The organism is Streptomyces sp. NPDC001450 (assembly GCF_053597295.1).
Genome location: NZ_JBSFHY010000076.1, coordinates 1 through 21,010 on the forward strand (window position 1 = coordinate 1; position 21,010 = coordinate 21,010).

Below are 21,010 nucleotides of genomic sequence, written 5' to 3' on the forward strand. Positions count from 1 at the left end.
GGCCGACTCACCCCCGTCGAATTCGAGACCGTCATGACCACACCGGCCCTCCAGGCCGCGTGACTGAACCTGTCACCCAAACCTGCAGCAGACCCGCCGTCGTGAGGCTCGGCAGGGCAGCTCGGCTGACGGGCCGTTAACGCACGTGTCACCAGCCGCCACAAGCGAGCGTAGGAGCCCGGGGCCGACTACGAGCGCTGGCTCGCCACCTCCCCGCGCTCGTCGCTGCTGCGCTGACGCGGACCAGGCTTGTTCGCGTCACCCCCGCATGGGGCCCCGGCAGTGGGCAGCTGACTCCGGCGGCGCCGTCGAGACGGCGTGGGCTCCCGAAGCGCCAGTCGGGCTACCGGGTCGGGTTGCCCGGTCCCGTTGTTATCGGGAGGGCGGCCTCGTGCCACCACCATTGGATCGGGTCTGGGACGGGCGTCATACCCCTGTCCACGCGCGGGAGGCGCGTCAGGACGGGGAGCCCGTCCGGAGGCCACCGGTAGCGGGCGATCCGGGCATGGAACGTGATGTTGCCGATGACTGCTCCGCGCATGAACTGTGCCCAGCGGGCCAGTGGTTCGCCTCGGGCCTCGCACTTCTCGGTGAGTGCGAGGAAGGCTTCCATGATCCGGTCGTGCAGGCGTGAGGTTTCGGTCACCGCCGTCGCCGGGGCCGCGGGCAGCTGGCGCCAGGCCCCGATGAGCCGGATACGCCAGCGCCCCGCGCGCGCCATCGTCGCTAGTCCGGTGGTGATCGCTGACAGGATCTTGTCGAGGGATTGCGGGGGCCGGTTCAGGTTGTCGCGGGACAGTGCCCAGACCGTCACGAACCGTACGCGCGCCTCGTCACACCAAGCCACGAGTTCCTGCACGCGCAAAGCCCCTTGGACATACGCATCGGCGACTGGACGCGCACGCTGAATCGCCCAGCGTCGGTTGCCATCCAGGATGACGGCGACGTGCTGCGGTACTGTGCCTTGGCGTGAGTTGGGATCGGGAGTAGCCGACAGCCGTCGCGGCCGCGGAGAGGCTTGTCCCAGTGTCTTCTCCTCCCTGGCGAACATCCACCTATGGACGATCAGGAAGCGCAGACCGCCCAGCTCAGCGGACCGACGTTGACTCTCGAATCTTCGCCATGCGCGCATGCCCCGCCACGTAGCACGCCCGGCGCATCGAAGCACACGCCTCAGCCGCGTGCCGGACCAGGAGTGACCTCCCGTACCGACCCGGAGTCCTCCGAGCGCAGTCTCCAGACGGCGTTCTCTTGCTACTCACAGCACCGTCGGGCTAACGAGCCTGGTGCCAGCGTTTATGGCGGCTGGTCCCAGGCTCGTTAACGTCACCCCAACTCGGAGCAGGATGCCCGTTCGGCCGACGGCCCAAGACGCCCATGTCCTTCGAGCGGCGTGCGAATCGTTTCGGTCGGAGCGTTTCGCACTGGCGTCCAGGAAGCGTTACGACCGTGACACTTCCTCAGATACGTGCCTAACGTGCCTTAACGGAGATCAAGGAGCTGACCTGCACTGATGGTCAAATAGCCCTAGATAAACTTCGAGGACGTCGCAGACCTGCGGTCAAGGTGTTGAGGTATCCGGTCTTCCAGCCGGCCAGCGACCGCGGGTGCCACCGGATGGTGAGGGTCTCGCCGCGCGGCCGGGGGAGGCCCTGTTCTCGTATGGCTACGGCCGAGCGGCGTGTAGCCCTGCGTGATGTTCGGGGCTGCGGTCCGAGACTGCCTCTTCAGTGCTGGGCGTCGGCCACCAGGGTGTAGACGCGGTTCGTCTCCGCGAGCTCGCAGATCACGCGGGACGTTCCCCCGTTCCCCTGCGGCGTGTCAGACGGTGCGCACGGCTCGCGGCTTGCAGACCCCATCTCCCGGCCCGACCGCGCTGTGGCAGGGTGACCGGCATGGCGACCACACCCCAGACGCCCGAGATGTCGCTGCAGCAGTGGCGCGCCGTCTCCCCGGCCCTTACCCGGTTCCAGCAGGTGCTCGCCCAGGTGCAGGCCGACACCATCCTGGCCAGCATGTCGAGGGTCTTGCTCTCGTTCGCGGATGTCCAGCAGCAGATGACCCGGGAACTCTCCACGGCCGGCTTCGCCACCGGCCTGTCCCAGCTGATAAGCACGGTGGAGGGGCTCCGCACCCTCAGTCAGGCCCAGCTCACGACCGCCGCAGCCGCGGTGGAAGAGGCCTACCGGGCCACGCCCGAGGACGACGTCCCCGAGGAACTGGTGGCCGAGCTGGAGGACACCGTCCGTGACTTCACCGCCTCGGAGGCCATCGAGTACCTTCCGATCGAGGTGAGCCGCCAGCAGTGCACCCTGTTCGTCGGCGCCTTCATCATGACGTCCCTGATGACGGTGGCATTCTCCAACGAGACCGCGGACGGCATCCTAGGGTCAGTGGAATGACACACAACCTTGTGGATCCGGCGACGATCACGGCGGAGATGGCCGTGCAGATTCGCACGTGGCGAGTCGATGAGGACTTCAGCTGGCGCGCCGTGGCCCAGGCCGCGTCCGAACTCTGGGGCTCCGAATTCGGCAGCAACCAGCTCTACGGCGAAGATCTCTGCGCGGCTGCCGCGCAGGCGCTGGGCGAAAACCCCTACCAGGAACCCTGGAACTGACACCTGTCAGGTCCTTTCCTTCGGATCAGCGGGCGGACCAGACGAAGATGCCGGCGGCGTGAGTCCGCCTCGCAAGACGGTGGTGGTCTTCTCGTAGCGGGTGGCCAGGCCGCGCCGGGGCCGTCCTCGTCCTCCTCGGCGTCCTCAGCAGCCAGGGGCCTCTCGCTCCGCACGGACGCCGCGGAGCCCTCGGTTCTGGCTCACTCCCGCGCACCGCCTTGAACACAACTCCCGGCGCCCGGCCATGCAGAAGACGGAGGCCGACGCGTGACCGGCCGGGTCGTCGTCGGGGTGCGCAGGTCCATCGCCAGCCTCGCCGCACTCGCCGAGGCATCCTGGAAGCCCGCCGCGCCGACAGCGCACTCGTGATGGGCGCGGTGTGGCAGGCGCCGGCGGACGAGGCACCTTCCGGCGCCGCCCCGATTCCTCGTGGATGTGCCTCAGGGCGGAGGAGGAACGACAGTGGCGCGACCGGGCCCTCGACGACTCTCGCCCGGGGTAGAGGCGATCCTGAGGCGTCGTCGGCTTAAGGACCGTTGAGACCGAGCCGTTGTCCGAGGCCGACGCCGTGCCGGTAGAGGGCCGTTCCTTCGGCGAGACGGTTCTTCTCCCATGCCGCCAAGGCAGCATCCAGGGAAGAGAGTTGCTGAAGTGCCGTGAAGAGGCAGATGGCGTCGGCGGCTGCCTTCTCCGCACTGGCCGCCGTGTGAGGCCGCACGACGAACGCGGCGTCCCCGGTCAGCAGCATCCGGTCCTTGCGCATCCGCGTGACCCTCCCGTCGAGGTTCGCCTGCGTGCACGGTTCACGCGTGTGTTCCACGAGCAGGCACAGGGGCTCGGGGAGCAACGTCCGTGCGCGGGCGAGTCTGTAAGCACTTGTTTTGGCTCCAGTGCACGGAGTTGTTTTGGCCCAGTGGAGGGTCGCAGGGGCGTGTGGCGGTGTGATTCACGCCCCTGTAGCAAGGTGATTTGGCCCCACTTCGATTGGGTGGTTCCGCTGGCCGGGGTGGGGGGTGTTGACGGTAGTTTTGAAGCCTCGGTGGACCTCCGCCAGCGCGCCCCCGACAGGTGCGTGGAGGGTTACCGACCCGGCTCGACTCAGGTCGCGGACCGCCCGGTGACCGCGGCGGCTGGACGCCCCGGGCTTGGCCAGGAGAATCTCCAGGTGGTGGTCGAGTTCGTCACGGAAGTCGCCCCGGCGGGTCAGCCTCGGGTGCCGGGCGGTGAGCTCCCACCGTTCGAAGACGAGGAGTTCGTTGCCCCGCAGCAGCACCCGCACGTTCTGGCCGATGAAGCGGGCCGGCACTGAGTAGTGGCACTGCCGAACGGTGATCCGGCTGCTGCGGTCGACCTTCGGCGTCATGGTGATGCCGCACTCGAACTCCTCGAACGGCAGCGGCGCCAGTTGGTCGGCCTCGGTGTAGAAGTTGAAGCCGACGGTGGTCAGCCTGCCCGCGAGGATCCGTTCGTCCTCTGCCGCGTCGATCTCGGCGATCTTCGCGTTCAGCTCTTCCAGCGTGGCAACCTCGGGAACCGGGACCAGGTGGGTGCGGCGGAATCGGCCGCCCTCGTGCTCGACCCCGCCCTTCTCGTGGGCGCCGTTCTCGCCGGGAATGCAGTAGAAGGCATCGAAGCCGTAGTGGGCCCGGAAGGACACCCATCGCTCGGACTCGATGCGGCTGCGGCCGGTGCAGATGCGGTTGACCGCCGGCTTGAGGTTGTCGTAGCGGATGTGCTTGGTCGGCACTCCGCCCAGGACGTTGAACGCCTCGACGTGCCCTTCCATGAAGGACTCCTGGGCTTGCGAGGCATAGACGCGGTGGACGGCCTTGCCGGAGTACGACATCCGCAGCGTGAACAGGTGGCACTTGACGACCTCGCCCGCCGGGCGGACCCAGACGTCGGCGAAATCGACCTCGGCTTCCCCACCGGGCAGGTGGACCTGCGGGACCATGCCCGTCAGGTGCCGGCGGCCCTCCAGCATCTCGGCCTCGATCTGTGGGCGCCTGGCCAGCACGTAGTCGCAGACCGTGGAGTAGGACACCAGGTCGAAGTCGTACTCCTGGGCAAGACGCTGATGGATCCGGCGGGCCGTGTGTTTCTGTTTGCGCGGCGCACTCGCGTCTTCCCGCAGCATCGCGTCGATCCACGGCTTGGCCGGGTCCAGGACCGTGGCCCGCGGTGCTGGCTTCTTCCGAGGCGGCGGAACAGCAGACAAAGGGCCTGCCTCACCGTTCGGCGATGCACTCCGTACTTCTCCGCCAGAACCCGCTGCGACAGTTCCGGATCAAGACGCTTGTCCCTCCGGATCGCAGCGAACAGCTCCGTCCGCGACAAACCCATCCCAGCCTCCCGACACGACCGTGATCAAGCCACACGGCCTCCGACATGACCGTGATCGACGCACAAACCCTGCCGTCGCCGGGCGGACGGAGTAGCGCATTCACTCCAAAAAGGGCACGTCGTCGGTAAGCTGCCGCAGCCTCACTCTGCTCCGGAGGCCCAGCATTCACTCGAGTTCGCTCATCGTGATGGCGATTCCTGAATCGACCAGCGTGGATCTTGTTCCTCAGTTGATTCGGACATCAAGGGTCTGAGGACGTTGGTGGATTGCTCGGGTTGCAGATCTTGATCGCTTGGGCTTGCGGCCGGCTCGTCGGCGCCGCCAGGATCGGCGGCATGATCAAGGGTGTGATGTTCGACTTCTCCGGGACCCTCTTCCGGATCGAATCGGCCGCGCAGTGGCTGCGCGCGGTGGCAACGAAGGCCGGTCTGGACGTGCCCGAGGGTGAACTCGACGCGTGCGTCAGCCAGCTGGAAGAGTTCGGGGCTCAACCCGGAGGGGTTCCTCCGCGCAAAGTGCCGCCCCATCTGGAGGCACTGTGGCGGGAGCGCGATCTGACCGCCGAACGACACCGGGCTGCCTTCACAGCCCTTACCCGGGAAGCGAAGCTGCCTGCGGCTGACCTGGCCGAGGCCCTGTATGAACGTTCCCAAGTGTCCGGGGCATGGCTGCCTTATCCTGACACCGAGGAAACCCTCCGCGCCCTGCGCGGGCGAGGCATCCCGGTCGCTGTCGTCAGCAACATCGGCTGGGACATGCGCCCTGTCTTCCGCGACCACGGTGTCGATGACCTCGTGGACGCCTACTTCCTCTCCTTCGAGTGCGGGGTGAAGAAGCCCGATCCCCGGATCTTCCAGATGGCGTGCGACAAGCTCGGAGTGGCGCCCGGCGATGCACTCATGGTGGGAGACGAGCCTGTTGCGGACGTCGGCGCTGCCACGCTGGGGTGCCGGGTCCACCTAGTCGATCCCTTGCCCGTTGACCAGCGTCCCGGCGCGCTGGCCGAGGTGCTCCAGCTCCTCTGACGTGCCCGACCGAGGCGACTTTCGGCGCGATGTTGAGGGCCCGGCGACCGAACGCCGTCCAGTCCTCGGGCTCGATATCGCGCAAACGTACCCGCTTACCAGTCCGGAACGAAGTCATCCCCTATCCGATCACGCCGCAAGATGCGATGCACAGGCCCTCCTGACCCGGGCCTGAACTGTCTGGTCATACCGGTGGAGCCAGATCGACTTGGTACGTCAGTGGAGCCCCGAAACGCTGGTGCGCTGGTGCCCAAAGAAGTGCTTACAGACAGAGGCAGTGTTACGCCGTGGCCGCCCATGCGTCGGGCTGCCTCATGGGGCGACGACTACGGTGACCACCGCTGGCTGAGTCAGGCCTCGTACTCCGTGAGATCGATCCCGTACACCCGTAGGTCGTGGCCCGTCTCCGGGTCTTGTGCCGTGCCCGTCGCACGCATGCCGAGTTTGTCCAGCACGTTCGCGGACGCGGTGTCGCTGGTGCGGCACACGGCGACGACCCGGTCCAGACCGCGGTCCTGGAGGGCGAACTCAAGGGTGGCCTGGGCCGCCTCCGACGCGTAGCCCTGCCCCCAGTACTGACGACCGAGGCGCCAGCCGATCGCCACCTGGTCCGCGACGGCGGGCGGGGAGTCGGCGAGGTACAGGCCGACTGCTCCCGCCAGCTCCCCGGATCCGAGGAGTTCGACAGCGAAGATCCCGAAGCCCTCCTCGTCCCACTCCTCCTCCCAGGCCTCGATGTCCTGGGAGGTCTCGTCGAAGGAGCGCGGCGTACCGTCGCCGACCCACCGCATCACGTGCGGGTCGGCGTGGATCTCGGACATGGGGACGAGGTCGTCATCCAGCCAGCGGCGCAGGAGGAGACGGGGAGTGTGGATCTCGGTCATGGTCCCATCTTGCCCGTTGCTTCCCCATGGCTCTCACCACGAGTTCCGGCAGCATGGGGCCGTCCTGGAAGGCCGAAGAGGTCCCATCGCTCAAGTCGGGTCAGGAAGGCGCACCGGTCAGGACTTCCGCCTGAGACCGTGCCCGTCACCCGGGCCGACTGAATTGCCGACCACCCGGCCATGGTCGGCGCGATGGTCTCAGTGGCAGATGGCGCTGCTGCGTTCTGAGGCCAGACGATCAGAGCGGAGCTCTGCGACGCCGGCGTAAGCAAGACGTCCGACTTCCGCACGTGCGCCGAGCCGACACGCACCGTCACCCGGTCGGCCCCCCTCCGCGGAACCGTGTCCCGGTCCGGCGCCCCGAAATACGGTCTGGCCGAGGAAAGGACGACCGAGAAGGACCGTGCCTCCCCCTGTAATTCCTGATGCTGGTGCGGTGCGTTTGTCTTGTTGGTTGGTTCCGCGGCAGAGCCTCCAACGCCGAAGCCCCGACCCGGGCGCTTCACCAGATGGCCCGGCGGGGCGGGGCGGTGGTGCTGATCGACGGCACCCTGAGCTCCACCCAGCGCTGCACCGGGAAGGCGAACCGGCCCAACTGCTCCGGCAAGCACCACCGCGACGGCCTGCACGTCCTCGCGCTGACCCACGAGAAGGGCAACCTGATCTGGATCTCCGTGGCTCGGCCGAGCCGGAGCCCCGGGGCAGAAGCAGGCCAACCGCGTCCTGGCCGCCGGACGCGCACCGGTCGAACACGGCTTCGCGAACATGAAGGCCTGGCGGATCCTCACCAAGCTCCGCACCGACCCCGCCGCCTCGTCGCCTTCCTGCCTGCCCTGCTCGTCCTGACCGATCTCGGACCCAGCCGGTGCCGGACGATCAAGACCGCAGACACCCGCCGCGACCAGCACGAGCATTCCGGCCGAGCGCCACGCCAGAGGCTCCGACCAGCACGTTCGAGGATGCGAAGGCTCACTGTGTCCGCTGCCTCGACTCGCGTCAGGGTGTCACGTCACCTCAACTTCTCCACGCTCAACACACGACGCCAGGACCCATGCCGCCGTAGTAGTAGGTCGGCGAGGTGAACCACGACTCGGCGTAGTAGTTCGTACCGTCGCAGGGCTGATTCACCGACGGGCCCCGAACAAACCCGGACGGTCCCGCAACCGTGCTGCACTTCTTCGAGCCGGCCACCTCTTGCAGATTTTGGTTGAGCAGGTGAACGCACAGGGTGATGGAGGTGTTGTTGCTGCCGTAGGTGCTAGCTGTGCCCCAAGTGGGGTTGCTCTGGCCCGTGTACCAGTTGATGCAGGTGTGCACGTACAGGCCGTCGGCATACACGTCCGAGCTGCGGCACGCGTAGTCGGTAGTGGCTGCGCGGGCTCCGGCAGCTGTCCCGATAAGGCCTGCGGCGGCGAGAGTCAGGGTGGCTGCGGCGGTCGCGGTCATTCGCCTGAGGCTGCGCAAGATGTCCCCTCCCTATCAATGGTGGCGACTGGCGTCGGAACACTAAGGCAACGCACTTGACGCACAACAGTGCGGAATCCGCCGTGCCGCTGGTTGGAAAATCGCGCTACTCGGCGGGCTTGGCCCAGGTGTCGGGGTCCGGGTGCGACGTCTCGGCTCACAGGGTGCTGGAACCCCCGGCGCACAGTGCGTGGTCGGTCAGGGTGCTGGCCGCCTTCTCCTGGGCCAGGACGTGCTCCGGGGTGTCGCCGCGGGCCTCGGACATGGATACTGCGGCGCTTCGCCTGCTGTCGTCGGTGACGGCGTTAAGGTTTATGTACCCGCCGTCCCCGCCCTCGCGACTCCAGTAGGTGCCTCCGCAGCTCTTGGGACGTTCGACGAGTCCGAGCCCGTATCGGCCGCCGGGCCAAAGCTGTTGGACCTCCGCTGACGGGGACGGTCTGCTTCATCTCGGCCAGCTGCCGCGCCGGCAGCAGACGGCCCGAAAGCAGCGCCCGGAGGAAGCCGTTCTGGTCGCGTGTGGTCGTGACCCATGAGAGGTTCTCGTAGCCCACCGGTATCTGGTCGGTGACGTCCACCCGGGAACTGGGGCCGAAGAACTGATACGCCTCGGCGTGCGGCCGGGGCAGGGTGGGCGAGGCGCTCATCCACCGGGTCTGGTCGAGGCCGAGCGGGCGCAGGATGCGGTCTTCGATCTCCTGGTGGGTGGGTTGACCGGTCGCCTTCTGGATGATCAGGCCGAGCAGGACGTAGCCGGTGCTGGAGTAGTCGTCGGGGAGGCCGGTCTCCGGCCAGCGCGGCGATGCGACGGTGCCTGAAGCCGGCTTGGCCTGTTGAGGTCAGGACCGGGGGAGTGGCCAGGGCCCTGACGAGGTGTCCGAAGGGGGCGCTCGGCGCGCTGTACGAGAGGGCAGGATTCAACCTGCTTGGGCCTTGTGAGGCCCGACCTTGAGGCGTGCTCGCTGGTCCCCGATCAACCACTCCGGGCACCTCTCCCTGCTCCCGGCTTCGGGTGACCCGCGCCGTTTACGTGAACAACCTTGGCGGCACAGACGCCTCGGGGACGAGGATGCCGACTTGCGCGGGTTCGGGACACCGGTCGGTCCCTGCCGGAGAAGGGGCGGCGAGGCGTGATGCGCGTTCTCCGCACTGTTGTGGGGATGGACTGACAAGACGGCTCCCCACCCCAGCGTTCCACTGCACGACCGGTGCCCTGAGGGTCAGCGAGCGCACGGGTCCGCGCACTGCTTCTAGGATTTCAACGCTGATGCTTCCTGAACGCCCGATGCTCCTGCCAAAGGATCTTCAGAGTCGTTGAAGCGGCTGGGCTCGCCCCGCTCTCAAGGACAGATCCGCCGGCGGTCTTGACCGCCTGAAGGCGCAGTCTTTGGACGGCCATCAGGGCGCGCAGGAACGGGCGATACTGCGGCTCCACGAGTGCGGGCAGCTCCCGTGCCTGCGAGAACACTCGATCAGCAAGAGCCGCTTGGGCGTTCACCACCCTTTCCAACGCAGGCACGCACGCCTCGGGCCGTTCACGAAGGTCCTCAACGTCCAGACCATGACGCAGAAGCTCGTCCCGGGGAATGCCGATGTGCCCCTGCTCCAGGTCCTCGGGCAAGTCGGCCAGGAAGTCGGTGCGCTGCATCGCCTCGATGAGCTGGCGGCACCCCCTCTCGAACGCCTCGTGCTGTGCAGCCCCTGGGAGGGGGCCTATGAGGCAGGCCGTGAGCATCAGGGCCGGCATCGAGTAGCGGTCCACGTAAGTCTGCAACTCGGCCTCGCTCTCGAAACCTCGCCAGGCGGCCTCGACGGGAGTTCCGTCGAGGAAGTCGCGCACCCGCTCTGCCATCTGCGGATGGCGGCGCACCGTGTCTTGCAGGGCCCGGAGTGTGTCCTGCTCGGTTTTCGTGCCGTCCAGGATCGCCCTCACCTGACCGTTCCAGGAGTGAAGAGCCTCGTGGCGAGCACTGACGTCTCCGAGGTCGATTCGGCGGTCCGTTTCGTGCATGAAGGCAACTGCGGCCAGGATGTATGGGCGAAGTTCGGCCGGGAGCAGTAGGCGAGCCGCAAAGTACTCCTCACGGCGGTAGCTCCGTACGAGCTTGCGCTGGACGTCATAGGCGCGCCGCATTCCCTGATCGCTGATGCCGGCCTGGGTCAGGGCGGCGGACCATCGGGACAATGAACGATCTCCTCGCGTGGTGGCTGGTTCCTTGCTCATGCGGCGCAGTCAGTGGTCAGGCGCACGGGCCGTGCGCAGCAGGCTCGCGATGAGCGCGTCGCCCCGCTGACCGGGGCTGTTTTCCTGGAGGTCCAGGAGGTCATGGGTCTCGGGCCGGTGGTGAGTTCAGGCCGGTTGCCTTCTCGGGGAGCGGGGGAGACGACCTGCCTTGAGCGGATCTACTCGAACCAGTACCTCACGGCGTGGTGGTGCGAACAGAGGCCTTGCGAGTGCTGTGAGTGCTGCGAGTGCCGAGAGTACGGCAGGGAGGCGTCCTTGCACTTCGCCGTCTCGTCCTTGTCCTTCGGCCTTTGACGGTGCGTCCAGTCGCCCACCCCAGTGGCGTGGTGCATGCAGTGGTGGGCCGTGCTGGTGGACGGCGGTGTCGCCGCCGAAGCGGTCGGTGCGCCGAAGACGCCGGCCAGGGCGACAGCAAGGGCCGGGGCAGCAAGACGTAGGCGCAAAGGAGAACCCCCTGATGTGGAGCAAGTGCAGCGGGAGTTTATAGCTGGTTGAGCCAACAGCGATCCCCAATCGATTGGTGCTGGGGGCGAGGCCGGTGTGTGAGATCAGGTGTACGCCGCGATGGCCAAGCGGCCGCGGATTCGTCGGCATGGGCCCAGAGTTGGGGTGTCAGGTCGGGTTGGTCGCCAGGGGCCGCGGATTGGAGGAGTTCGGCACAGACCACCAGGAGTGCCGCCTGGCCGGAGGCGCTGTCGAGAAGCGGGTCGTCTGCCGCGTGCAGTCCGTCCCGGATGTCGCGTCGGACGCCGGGAGACAGACGGACCACTTCAGCGATCCGCTCTGGTCGCGGACAACTGTCGAAGCAGCCGACGAGGCACTGGCGTCAGAGGCGGGTGTCCTTTCCGATGACGAACACTGATGAGGATCTCTGAAAACGGCTCTGTCCGCAGTTTCGTGAATCCCCAGGTCAGCAATGTGAGCGAGGGACCGTTTCGGCAGAGTATGTCCCGGCATGGCGAGCAAGACGGTCGAGGCTGTGCTGTTCCCCGGGATCGATGTGCGAGTGGAGCGCGTCAGCCACTCCTCTGACGTCCTCGTGGTGGAGGCGGTGTCCACCGTTTTGGCCGGGCCGGTGTCCGGACTGCTGGAAACTGGCGAGGCGCGTACACAGCACGTACCAACGAGCCCTGGACGAGAGGCCGTTGGCGTCTCGCAGGGTCATGGTCCGGCTGCGGGTCCGCCGGTACCTCTGTGACCGGAAGCGCTGTTCCCGCAAGACATTCGTCGAGCAGGTGCCGGGTCTGTCCGAGCGACACCGCCGCTCCAGCACTGGCCTGACAGGCTGGCTGCGGTCGATCGCGATCGAGCTCGGGGCCGTCCGGCCGCACGGTTGTGCCGCCGCCTGCGGATGGCTGCGGACCGGACCCGGTTACTCAGGCTGCTGGCAGCGCCAGCGGTTCCGGACCGTGCGCCGCGGGTGGTGGGGGTAGATGAGTTCGCCTTCCGCAAGGGCTGCACCTACGGCACCGTGCTGGTCGACGTCGAGGCCGGCCGGGTCGTGGACGTGCTGCCCGATCGCACCTCCGAGACATTCGCGGCCTGGCTGACCGAGCATCCGGGCGCCGAGATCATCTGCCGGGACCGGGCCACCGCCTACACCAAGGCGGTCAGGGAAGCCGCCCCGGACGCCCTGGAAGTGGCCGACCGGTGGCATCTGCTTCAGAACCTGTCCTCCGCGGTGGAAAAGACCTGCCATCAGCACCGCGACTGCCTGCGCAAACATGCCGGGGAGGAGCCCGTGACCGAGGTGCCGGAGCCGCCACCGATACTGTTACCGCCCGCGGAACTGCCCCGCACCCAGATCATCGAACGCACCCGCCACCGTTACGAGGACATCCACCGCCTGCTGGAAAAACGCTGGACGATCAGCGCCATCGCCCGCCGCCTCGGCCTCGACCGCAAGACCGTGCGCCGCTTCCGCGACACCGACCTCGACGAACTGCTGACCTCTGCCCGCGAGCGTCGCCCCAACGGCGTCCTGGAGCCGTTCAAGGCATACCTCAATACCCGCTTCACCGAAGCTCAGGGCCAGGTCAGCGGCACCCGACTGTTCCTGGAGATCCAGGCTCGCGGCTACCGCGGCAGCCGCCAGGTCGTCCGCAAACATCTCGCCGCCCTCCGCGTGGGCACCGCCGAGCCGATCCGGGCCGACATCCCGAGCCCCCGCAAGATCACCTCGTGGATCATGCGGCCCTGCGAGACGCTTACCGAAAGCCAGGACGAGCGACTTCTACAAGCCCGTCTCGCCTGCCCGGACATCACCCGGGCCTGCGATCTCGCTCGGGCGTTCGCCGACATGGTCCGCTACCAGCGCGGATACCTGCTGCTGGAGTGGATCCGGCAGGCCGAGCAGGACGCACCGAAGCCGATGAAGGGCTTCGCCGGCTTCCTCCGCCAGGACCTCGACGCAGTGACCGCTGGCCTGACCTTGCCCTGGAGCTCTGGCGTCGTCGAAGGGCATGTAAATCGGGTGAAAACACTGAAGCGAGCTATGTACGGCCGAGCCTCGTTCGAACTCCTCCGCACCCGGGTCCTCACCCAGCCATGAGGTGCCGAGAGCCGGGCATACAGTCATGACCCATGAAGTCGCCACAGCCCACGGATCCACAAGCCGAAGCCGCACAGGGTCGTATCGCTCTATGGCTCGACCCGGAGGACTTGCGCTGGCTGGCGCAGCACTGCCGTTGCGCCGAAGACGCAACGGACGAAGACAAGGACCGCTGCGGACGAATCCGCTTCCGGGCTAGCACAGCCCTGCACAAGCATCAGCACTCGGCATGAGGGTCGCAGGCCCTCACGGAACTGCGGACAGAACCGTTTTCAGGGCTCTGTCCACAGCCCGTGAGCGGCCTGACGGCGATCAGGTACAAGGACAGGGAGCCGCAAGCCCTTTGGCTGACCCGCCATAGGCACTTCATGTGCTCGCACGTGCCGGTCAGTCCTGGGCGCTTCGTTTCTACCAAGCATTCCAGAGCCCGCCGTGACGGTGGCGGACCGGGGGGATATCTGCGTCGTCAAGATCGTGTCCGGCGTGATGCAGTCCGCGGATCCGCTGGGCTTCGAGTCGACCCTGGAGCCGGGCCCGGCTTTCAGCCGTAGCGATCTCGGCAGAGAACGAGCCCTTTCTGCAATAGAGCACCATCCACTGCCAGGAGGTGATCCGGTGCAGCGTCTTCGTAGGGGCAGGTCGACGGCCTTCGCGGGCGGCCTGGGCCAGTTCAGCGTGCGTGTAGCGCAGGTCGTACAGGGACATGGACTCCGAAGCCACGTCTTGGACGCGGAGTTGCCTGGGAGTTGTGCGGACGGTTCGGGACATCGAGAGCCTTCGTAGGGCCCTCTGGGCTTTCCAGAGGTACCTACGGGGGGTGCGTAGTGGTCAGCACGACTCAGCCCCCTCGTCGGTCGGACGATCTACCAGCAGGACAGTAGTCGCGCGGAGGTGTGGAGGCCGGGATTTTCTCCTCGCTCCGTTGCCAGGTCATGCCGCTCCAAGATCTTTCACGGAACTGCGGCCAGAGCCGTTTTCAGAGATCCTCATCAACACGGTGCGGATCTCCTGGATCACGTCGTACAGCCGCTGTGCGGCCCCGCTGCCGGGTGCGCCGAGTTCCTTGCGGGCGGCGTCCAGCAGGACCGTCAGGTGGTGGCCGCAGATCCGGCCGGTGGTGCGCCCTACCTGGGTGAGCGCGGCGTGGAGTTGCTGGCGGTAGGCGCTGGGCTGGACTCCGGCGAGCCGTCCGCGCATCAGTTCGGCCCGGTCGGCCGCCCCGCAGCTCGGCCGGGATGCGCAGATAGTGTCGGCGGTCAGAGAATTCCCCACGATCTGCATGATCAGCGTCATCCAATTCCCCACCCCCGCGGTCACGATTCCCCACCGGGACGCTGACCGTGGGTGGTGCCGCTGACCGCGCTCGAACTGGCCTGATGTTCCCTGTTTCAAGTGGTCTAGGCGATAGTTAGCTATTTCTTGCGAATCGGTCGGTTTCCCCATGGGCATGCCGGTGCCCGGGTTGAGGGTCCTGGCCTCTCGGAGCCTTCGCGGTCCCTTGACCTGCGAGCCGAGAGGTCGACGGACGCACCGGATGGCAAGGAGAACGTTCACCGTGGTCGACACCGTCGAGATCTACGTGCACTGGTACGCGGGCCGGTCCAAGAGCCAGGTGTCCGCCTCGCTGGGGGTGGACCGCAAGACGATCAGGAAGTACCTGGCGCCGGCGGAGGCGGCCGGGATCACCCCGGGCGGGCCGCCCATGAGCGAGTCGGACTGGGCCAAGCTGCTCAAGAGCTGGTTCCCGGAGTTGGCCAGCCGGAAGCTGAACCAGGTGCGGTGGGGAGAGATCGAGCCGCACCGCGACTACGTCAAGAGCCTGCTGGAGACCACGACGGTCACCACGATCCATCAACGGCTGCGGGACGAGGGCAAGTTGAAGGTGTCGTTGTCGACGTTCCGCCGCTGGGTGCACGAGAACCTGCCCGAGGAGGCGGCCCGGTCCAAGGTCACAGTGCTGCGGGAGAACGTCGAGCCGGGCTCGGAGGCCCAGATCCCAAGCCGAAGAGCCCGCCCGCGCCTGCTCCCGAGCTGCGGCCCGCCCCGAAACCCCGGCGCGTCGTCCGCTGGATCATGACCAGCCCCGGACACCTCGCCGAGACCGACGCGGCCGAGCTCAAAGAGATCCGGTCCGCCTGCCCACACCTCGACGCCACCGCACGACACGTCCGCGACTTCGCCGACATGATGCGCAATCTGCGAGGCGAGGAACTGCCCGCATGGATGGACCGCGTCCTCGCCGACGACCTGCCCGCCCTGCACTCCCTGGTCAACGGCATGAAGCGAGACCTGGACGCCGTCACCGCCGGCCTGTCCACGCACTGGAGCTCCGGCCAGGTCGAAGGCCACGTGACCAGAGCCAAGCTCCTCAAGCGCATGGGCTACGGGCGAGCCAACCTTGATCTGCTCCGCAGACGCATCCTCCTCACGACGTGATCGCTGACCTCGTCATATGCTGCAGGCCATCTGCGGGCTGATAGAGGGATCGGACACGGTGAGCGAATCGTTCTTGCTGGTCTGCGACGACCTGCCGCACACAGTAGTCCTGACTGACTCTGGCCCCCGAGTGATCGAGATCGTGAAACTACTGCACAGGCAGACCGGGTTGAGCTTGTGGCACTGCAAGTCCCTCCTCGGCAAGCTGCCGACGAGCATCCTCGAGAACGTGCCGGAAGAAGTCGCCACCGCCATGGTGGCCGAACTCCGCGCAGCCGGTGCCAGCGCTCATGCCGAAGCGAGCCAGTAGGATCCCGGCGCCCTGATCGTCACAAGATCCCCGACAGAGCCGAATTACGTGATCGTCGACACAGATAGGCCTCATGGTCCAGGGCGGGCAGCGGCGTCCAGGCGTTCTCCGCCTCGATCATGGCGAGGGTGGCGGTGTCCCGGCCGCTGTGGGACGGGCCCCGGTCGAGGGTCCGCCGCCGGTGGCTCCCGTCCACTGGGGGGTGTCGGTCTTGCGGCGGCGGATGAGGGCGATGGCGCCGACCGCGGTGCCGTCGGCTGGCACGCGGCAGCCGCCCTGGTATGGGGGGCGGGCTCCAGTCGCCAGGTTCTGCCGTCGATGGTGCCCAGGTCGACCGGGCCGGTCTCGTCTGCTGTGGTCGCGCGGAGGTGTTGCAGCGCGCGCAGCAGCTGCTGGGCCGGGGGGAATTGCGGGGTATTTCAGAGTTCCGGACGTCTGGTCCGGGCCCCGTGTTGGTTGTGCGGGGTCGATCGCTTGCGCTGCCGTGCTTCGGCATGACGGTGCGCGGGGACATGTAGGTCCTGGCGTCGCGGCGGATCGCCGCGTGGAGGTCGACCTTGGGCTTCGGTGGCGCCCGGGCTGAATCGTTGTGGGGCCTGTGGTGGGTTGTGGGGCGGTCGGGCTGTGGCCTGTTCTTGCCGGGGGGATGGGGGCTGGGGCGTGACGCCACCCATAGGACCGACGTCACGTCCTATCCGGGATCGTAGGACGGCTTCGCTGTGAGCAGGTAAGAAACCCGCCGAAATGCTTATTTAGGACATTACTCCGTAGTTGGGTAGTACGTCACATTCTTGCGCCTGTTTCTGGCCGTCGCTAATCATGTTTCTCGTTGCCGGGAGCCGCGAGGCCGACCGGGCGTTCACTGCCAGGCCTGCCCGTTCCCGCTGTGCAGCACGGGGCCTCGCCCCGACGCCCTACAGGCCGCGACCGACACCGGCCGGCGCCTCTAAGGCGTCTCACAGGAGAGTCCCTTTCTCATGACCGCGATCACCGCCACCCGCCGCCTTGCCCGCCTGCGTACTCTCGCCCTGACCGGCCTCGCCACCACCGGCGCCGCGGCCGCTGCTCTTACGCTGATGCCGGCTTCCGCGCAGGCCGCGGAGGCGCCGCAGGCAGCCCACGGCATCGCGGCTCCTTCCCGCGACAGCCATGCCGAACCCAAGGGCACCACTGGCAGCGCGGGGAACCTCGACGGCTGGATCAAGCGGTCTCTGGCGATCATGAAGGCGAAGGGCATCCCGGGCAGCTACGAGGGCCTGCGCCGCAACATCATGCGTGAGTCGGGCGGCAATCCCAACGCCCAGAACAACTGGGACGTCAACGCGCAGAAGGGCACCCCGTCCAAGGGGCTCCTGCAGGTGATCGACCCCACCTTCAACGCCTACCACGTCGCCGGCACCGCTCACAGCGTCACCGACCCGGTGGCGAACATCACCGCGGCCGCCAACTATGCTGCGCACCGCTACGGTTCCATCGACAACGTCAACTCCGCGTACTGACACCACGGATAGCAGCGCCGCGAGGCGTGCGCATCCAGCACAGTGGACAGGGATTCGGTTCGGCCACGGTGGAAGCCGGGCCACGGCGCGCCGTCACCAACGTCATAGCGGCGGGGGAGCCGTCATCGACGCCTTCGCAGTCTCGAACGCCCCGGACGCCGTGTGCCTGCTGTGAGGCTGTCCCGGAAATGCGCCGAGGCCGACACCGGTCAACTTGCAGCTCGCCTCCCGCAACCGCGCAGCGGTCCAGGCGTCGGTGAGATGGTTCCACACCGGTTCCTGTCGGGGCTTGCCGCGCAGGCCGAGGAGGAGCGGGCCCCACAGGTGTCCTCCGCGCACATCAGGGTCGAGCACCGCACGCACCGCGGGCCACGCGCCGGCATGCTTCCCCTGCAGGAGGAGGGCGGCCGGCGCCGCGCGCAGCCGCGCACCCGAGGTCCGTACATGGACCGGCGGCCGTGACGGGGTGAGGGAGTCCAGTGCATCGCCTGGATGGACCACAAGGCTCGTGACCGTACCGCGGCCGGCGCGTAGGAGGCGGTCGAGTTCGAGGCCGAAGTGCATCTGAGCCAGCTTGGAGCGGCCGTAGGCGCGCTTGGGCTGGTAGTCCTTCCGGGACTGCAGGTCGGCAAGGTCGATCCGCTCGGACTTCGCAGCGAAGCTGCCCATGGTCACGACGCGGGCCGCCGACGCGGCCGTCAGCAAAGGCATGAGCCAGTGCTGCTCCGCGACGAAGTACCCGATGCCGGCGTTGCCGCCGGTGACCAGGAGGACGCGGCCATCGGCACGCGGAAGCCGGCGGACATTCCAGGTCAGGGGAGGAGATGGACGACACGGCGGCTGGGCTCCCTTGCAGTGGGGGCGGGACGCGGCCGCTCCTCGGGGCAGCTCGTGGTCCACGGTCTCAGCGGCCACCGACACATCGCCCATCGATCACCGACAGCCCCGCCGGACGTCCGACATCCTGCCTACAGGGCGACTCGCCGAGCGTTGCGTCCCGATCTTGCCTGTTGCTCTCTGGTGATGGCCGGTTTCGCCGTGTAGCGTCGCTGTCAGATGTCGTGGTTCGCAGTGACCGCCCGCGCTCCGGCGTGGGCGGTTTGCTGTGCAACGAGGGACCAAAACATCACCTTCGGGCCCGCGCGGTGCGGGTCCGATATCGACCGGAGGGCTCAGCATGGCCAGCGGAACCGTCAAGTGGTTCAACGCCGAAAAGGGTTTCGGCTTCATCTCCCAGGACGGCGGCGGGCCGGACGTCTTCGCGCACTACTCCAACATCAACGCCTCCGGCTTCCGCGAGCTCCAGGAGGGCCAGAAGGTGACGTTCGACGTCGGCCAGGGCCAGAAGGGCCCGCAGGCGGAGAACATCACCCCCGCCTGACCTCGTGCGGCTGCAGGTCCCGGAACTACTGCGGGACCTGCAGCCGTATCCGCACCTTTGGGGTAGCGCCGCCGACCGCCGGGAGCCGACCCCGCTACGGGTCAAGGCATGACGGCATGACGGCATGACGGCATGACGGCATGACGGCCGGAGTCTGGGTGATATCGGAAACGCACACCACGTCATCGTCGGCCAGCGGCCAGCGCACGACGAACTCCTTGTCATAGGGGAAGGACAGGGCGTGCGTGCGGCTGTGCCACCAGACCAGGCCGTAGTACTTCGTGCCCAGCGCGCTGGTTGGCGCGCACGCCGTGGGTTCCGTATTGCTGTCCAACAGGCCTTCGGTGGCAGCGAGTTCGGGGCACAAGTCCGCGTCGGTCGGATCCTGCTCGTGACCGTGGCCGGCCCTGAAACGCCGTTGCCGTCAGTCGTCGGTAGGGAAGCAGGGAAGATCCGTCGCCCGTACCGCGACGAGAGGACACCGTCTAGAGTCGCCGGGCATGCCGACACCCACGAGACATGCTCCCCGCTGTGGACGCTGGCCCGGGCCCCGGCGTAACTGGGTTCCTGTCCGCGGTCGCGCAGCATACGTACCTGGCGCAGAGGCGCACCTCTGCGACGCGCGCCACGACAGCGGCTACCCGCACGAGCACGGTCCGTCGACCTTCGAGGAGTGGCGCAAGCGGGGGGAGTACTCCTGCGAGGACTGGTCGGAGAGCGGCTCCAGCGGGCTGAAGCCCGGCTACGGCGCGGCTCCGGCTGCCGGCTGGAGCCGGGTCAGGAAGCGTTCCAGATGTGCAGTTGACGGCCGATCAGGCCGACTCCGATCGCGCCGGACGCGGCGTCGCGGACCAGAGTGGGTGTCAGGCCGAACTTGGTCAGTTACTGCTGGTCCTGGGAAAACTCCGTCCAGTTGTGGCGTTGACTAGTGATCGACCGTCCGAGGCCGTCTCCTTCGTAGGTGACGCTGGGGTGGAGGATTCGCTGCACGCGGTCGTCACGCAGAGCCGTCCGTTCGTAGGTGGTGGGGCGGGTGCGCCGGTCCACTATCCGTTAGCCGCCTGCCACTTGAGCAGGGGTCTTCTTCCCGCAGCGATGTCATCCCAAGCGGTAAGGCCGCTCTAACGCGGCTGTCCCACCAGACGGCTGGATCCCTGCTGCTGGAAAACCGTGCATGCCGTCTGCCCGTACACTCGCTACCCGTTTGGATCAACGGGGAAGGGATACAGCAGTGAACCAGCAGGACGGCATCTGGCCGACACGCAGCGATGCGCCGATCTACGACAGGCTGGTGGCGGAACGCGGTGACATACCGGCTGAGGTGAACGCTGCAGCCGCACGGATTATGAGAGAGGTTGGCCGGACCACGGACTTCAGTCCGTTGCTGGGCATGGCAGCGGGCTGAGCAGCGCTCGAAGTGGCGCGGTCGCCGGAGCGCAGAGGTGTTCGCACATACATCAGTGTGTGAGGACACCTCTTCCACTTCTGGAACTCTGGTGATCAAGTCCGAGCTGACCAGACCTGGTGACCGTCATGCCTACCCCTCCTGCCCGACTCTGACAGGACAGCGGGTCTTGGCGCGGTCCCGCGCTCCGTTCGCACGCCGTGCGGGACCGCCTTCAGACACGGTCGGCTGCAACATGTCGACCCGGCCGGCTCCGCTGCGCCTGGGACCGTTCACGTACTGCCTTCGATCAGAGGTCCAGGTGGCGAGACGTGCGCTTGCCGTGCCGATGTGCCAGGTCCTCCTGGCCTTGGTGGCGCCCGGCGAGGGAGATCGGGCACCGTCGTTGTGTCCACAGGTCATGGGCCCCGGCATGCGCTGCCGAGCCGGCTCTGCCAGGCAGTCGGTGCGGTGAACTGGGCAGAGCATGGTGACCGTGGCGGATGCCGAAGCCCTTGCATGGGCCTCCGATCTGGCCTCACCGGATCCGGGCACGCCACGGGACCCGGGCGCTCAGTGGTGACGTCCCCATGATCCGGTGTTTGGACTCACGCCGTTCAACGACGCCACTACTGCGACCTCACACCGTCGGGCCCGCGACGGCCGTATGGCCGGCTGCACCTTCCTCGGCCCCGCTGCCAAGCCCTCACGGGCTTCGGGCGCCTTTCGAGCCGGAACAGTCCCACTTGAGTTCCGCGGTGGCAATCAACGCCTAGGAGTTGTCCGGGCGATCACGTGCGAAGCCAGATGGTGAGGGCTGCGGCGGTTGCTGTGCCGAGGTATACGTAGCCACGCTTGTCGTAGCGG

Annotated in this window: 21 protein-coding genes; 10 read left to right on the forward strand and 11 right to left on the reverse strand. The window is 67.3% G+C overall.

Annotated elements, in window-relative coordinates:
* Positions 1-343: 343 nt before the first annotated feature.
* The gene (locus ACWC5O_RS43455; protein ID WP_450781259.1) at positions 344-1,132 is read right to left on the reverse strand and encodes an undecaprenyl diphosphate synthase family protein; all 789 of its coding nucleotides are present in this window, start codon (positions 1,130-1,132) and stop codon (positions 344-346) included.
* Positions 1,133-1,895: 763 nt separating this feature from the next.
* Here ACWC5O_RS43455 and ACWC5O_RS43460 point away from each other — a divergent pair.
* Both ACWC5O_RS43460 and ACWC5O_RS43465 read left to right on the forward strand, forming a co-directional pair.
* Entirely contained in the window at positions 1,896-2,402 is a 507-nt protein-coding gene (locus ACWC5O_RS43460) for a hypothetical protein (protein ID WP_450592128.1), read from the forward strand.
* Positions 2,399-2,620 carry a hypothetical protein gene (locus tag ACWC5O_RS43465; RefSeq protein WP_450592127.1) on the forward strand — a complete coding sequence of 74 codons (222 nt, stop codon included), beginning with the start codon at positions 2,399-2,401 and terminating at the stop codon, positions 2,618-2,620. Before ACWC5O_RS43460 ends, ACWC5O_RS43465 begins: the two co-directional genes overlap by 4 nt.
* 526 nt (positions 2,621-3,146) lie before the next feature.
* On the opposite strand, the gene ACWC5O_RS43470 is transcribed toward ACWC5O_RS43465, so the two are convergent.
* Positions 3,147-3,383 carry a hypothetical protein gene (locus ACWC5O_RS43470; RefSeq protein ID WP_450592126.1) on the reverse strand — a complete coding sequence of 79 codons (237 nt, stop codon included), beginning with the start codon at positions 3,381-3,383 and terminating at the stop codon, positions 3,147-3,149.
* A 183-nt stretch (positions 3,384-3,566) separates the two neighbouring features.
* On the reverse strand, positions 3,567-4,838 hold the full coding sequence (gene istA, locus ACWC5O_RS43475) for an IS21 family transposase (RefSeq protein ID WP_450592125.1): 1,272 nt from the start codon (positions 4,836-4,838) through the stop codon (positions 3,567-3,569).
* Between the two features lie 461 nt (positions 4,839-5,299).
* Here istA and ACWC5O_RS43480 point away from each other — a divergent pair, with 461 nt between their 5' ends.
* Complete coding sequence (locus tag ACWC5O_RS43480) at positions 5,300-5,989, forward strand: HAD family hydrolase (RefSeq protein ID WP_450592133.1); 690 nt, start codon at positions 5,300-5,302, stop codon at positions 5,987-5,989.
* Between the two features lie 350 nt (positions 5,990-6,339).
* Here the strand turns inward: ACWC5O_RS43480 and ACWC5O_RS43485 are convergent, their stop codons facing one another.
* The 4 genes from ACWC5O_RS43485 to ACWC5O_RS43500 all read right to left on the reverse strand — a co-directional run bounded on the left by ACWC5O_RS43485 (position 6,340) and on the right by ACWC5O_RS43500 (position 10,561).
* The gene (locus ACWC5O_RS43485; protein WP_450592124.1) at positions 6,340-6,873 is read right to left on the reverse strand and encodes a GNAT family N-acetyltransferase; all 534 of its coding nucleotides are present in this window, start codon (positions 6,871-6,873) and stop codon (positions 6,340-6,342) included.
* Between the two features lie 1,029 nt (positions 6,874-7,902).
* Complete coding sequence (locus ACWC5O_RS43490; RefSeq protein WP_450592122.1) at positions 7,903-8,319, reverse strand: hypothetical protein; 417 nt, start codon at positions 8,317-8,319, stop codon at positions 7,903-7,905.
* Between the two features lie 323 nt (positions 8,320-8,642).
* A complete protein-coding gene (locus tag ACWC5O_RS43495) occupies positions 8,643-9,083 on the reverse strand; it encodes a serine hydrolase (protein ID WP_450781261.1) in 441 nt (146 codons plus the stop codon).
* Between the two features lie 512 nt (positions 9,084-9,595).
* Positions 9,596-10,561 (reverse strand): phytoene/squalene synthase family protein, encoded by a 966-nt coding sequence (locus ACWC5O_RS43500; RefSeq protein WP_450592121.1) that lies wholly within the window; start codon positions 10,559-10,561, stop codon positions 9,596-9,598.
* A gap of 1,306 nt (positions 10,562-11,867) precedes the next feature.
* On the opposite strand from ACWC5O_RS43500, the gene ACWC5O_RS43505 reads away from it, so the two are divergent.
* Entirely contained in the window at positions 11,868-13,133 is a 1,266-nt protein-coding gene (locus tag ACWC5O_RS43505) for an ISL3 family transposase (protein ID WP_450781263.1), read from the forward strand.
* A 408-nt stretch (positions 13,134-13,541) separates the two neighbouring features.
* Here the strand turns inward: ACWC5O_RS43505 and ACWC5O_RS43510 are convergent, their stop codons facing one another.
* Positions 13,542-13,838, reverse strand: coding sequence for a hypothetical protein (locus tag ACWC5O_RS43510; RefSeq protein ID WP_450592120.1), 297 nt, complete (start codon positions 13,836-13,838; stop codon positions 13,542-13,544).
* A 225-nt stretch (positions 13,839-14,063) separates the two neighbouring features.
* The gene (locus ACWC5O_RS43515; protein WP_450592119.1) at positions 14,064-14,450 is read right to left on the reverse strand and encodes a hypothetical protein; all 387 of its coding nucleotides are present in this window, start codon (positions 14,448-14,450) and stop codon (positions 14,064-14,066) included.
* A 238-nt stretch (positions 14,451-14,688) separates the two neighbouring features.
* Between ACWC5O_RS43515 and ACWC5O_RS43520 the strand changes: the two genes are divergently transcribed.
* From ACWC5O_RS43520 to ACWC5O_RS43535, 4 genes are all read left to right on the forward strand, one after another.
* On the forward strand, positions 14,689-15,210 hold the full coding sequence (locus ACWC5O_RS43520) for a hypothetical protein (protein WP_450592118.1): 522 nt from the start codon (positions 14,689-14,691) through the stop codon (positions 15,208-15,210).
* Positions 15,207-15,569, forward strand: coding sequence for a transposase (locus tag ACWC5O_RS43525; protein WP_450592117.1), 363 nt, complete (start codon positions 15,207-15,209; stop codon positions 15,567-15,569). The genes ACWC5O_RS43520 and ACWC5O_RS43525 overlap by 4 nt, the downstream gene beginning before the upstream one ends.
* Positions 15,570-15,585: 16 nt before the next feature.
* Positions 15,586-15,879 (forward strand): ribosomal protein L7/L12, encoded by a 294-nt coding sequence (locus tag ACWC5O_RS43530; RefSeq protein WP_450592116.1) that lies wholly within the window; start codon positions 15,586-15,588, stop codon positions 15,877-15,879.
* Between the two features lie 977 nt (positions 15,880-16,856).
* Complete coding sequence (locus tag ACWC5O_RS43535; protein ID WP_450592115.1) at positions 16,857-17,378, forward strand: transglycosylase SLT domain-containing protein; 522 nt, start codon at positions 16,857-16,859, stop codon at positions 17,376-17,378.
* A 102-nt stretch (positions 17,379-17,480) separates the two neighbouring features.
* Here ACWC5O_RS43535 and ACWC5O_RS43540 read toward each other — a convergent pair whose 3' ends face one another.
* Entirely contained in the window at positions 17,481-18,293 is an 813-nt protein-coding gene (locus ACWC5O_RS43540) for a hypothetical protein (RefSeq protein ID WP_450592114.1), read from the reverse strand.
* A gap of 262 nt (positions 18,294-18,555) precedes the next feature.
* On the opposite strand from ACWC5O_RS43540, the gene ACWC5O_RS43545 reads away from it, so the two are divergent.
* The gene (locus ACWC5O_RS43545) at positions 18,556-18,759 is read left to right on the forward strand and encodes a cold-shock protein (protein WP_381659069.1); all 204 of its coding nucleotides are present in this window, start codon (positions 18,556-18,558) and stop codon (positions 18,757-18,759) included.
* A gap of 94 nt (positions 18,760-18,853) precedes the next feature.
* Here the strand turns inward: ACWC5O_RS43545 and ACWC5O_RS43550 are convergent, their stop codons facing one another.
* The gene (locus ACWC5O_RS43550; protein WP_450592113.1) at positions 18,854-19,093 is read right to left on the reverse strand and encodes a hypothetical protein; all 240 of its coding nucleotides are present in this window, start codon (positions 19,091-19,093) and stop codon (positions 18,854-18,856) included.
* A gap of 897 nt (positions 19,094-19,990) precedes the next feature.
* On the opposite strand from ACWC5O_RS43550, the gene ACWC5O_RS43555 reads away from it, so the two are divergent.
* Positions 19,991-20,164, forward strand: coding sequence for a hypothetical protein (locus ACWC5O_RS43555; RefSeq protein ID WP_450592111.1), 174 nt, complete (start codon positions 19,991-19,993; stop codon positions 20,162-20,164).
* Positions 20,165-21,010 lie beyond the last annotated feature (846 nt).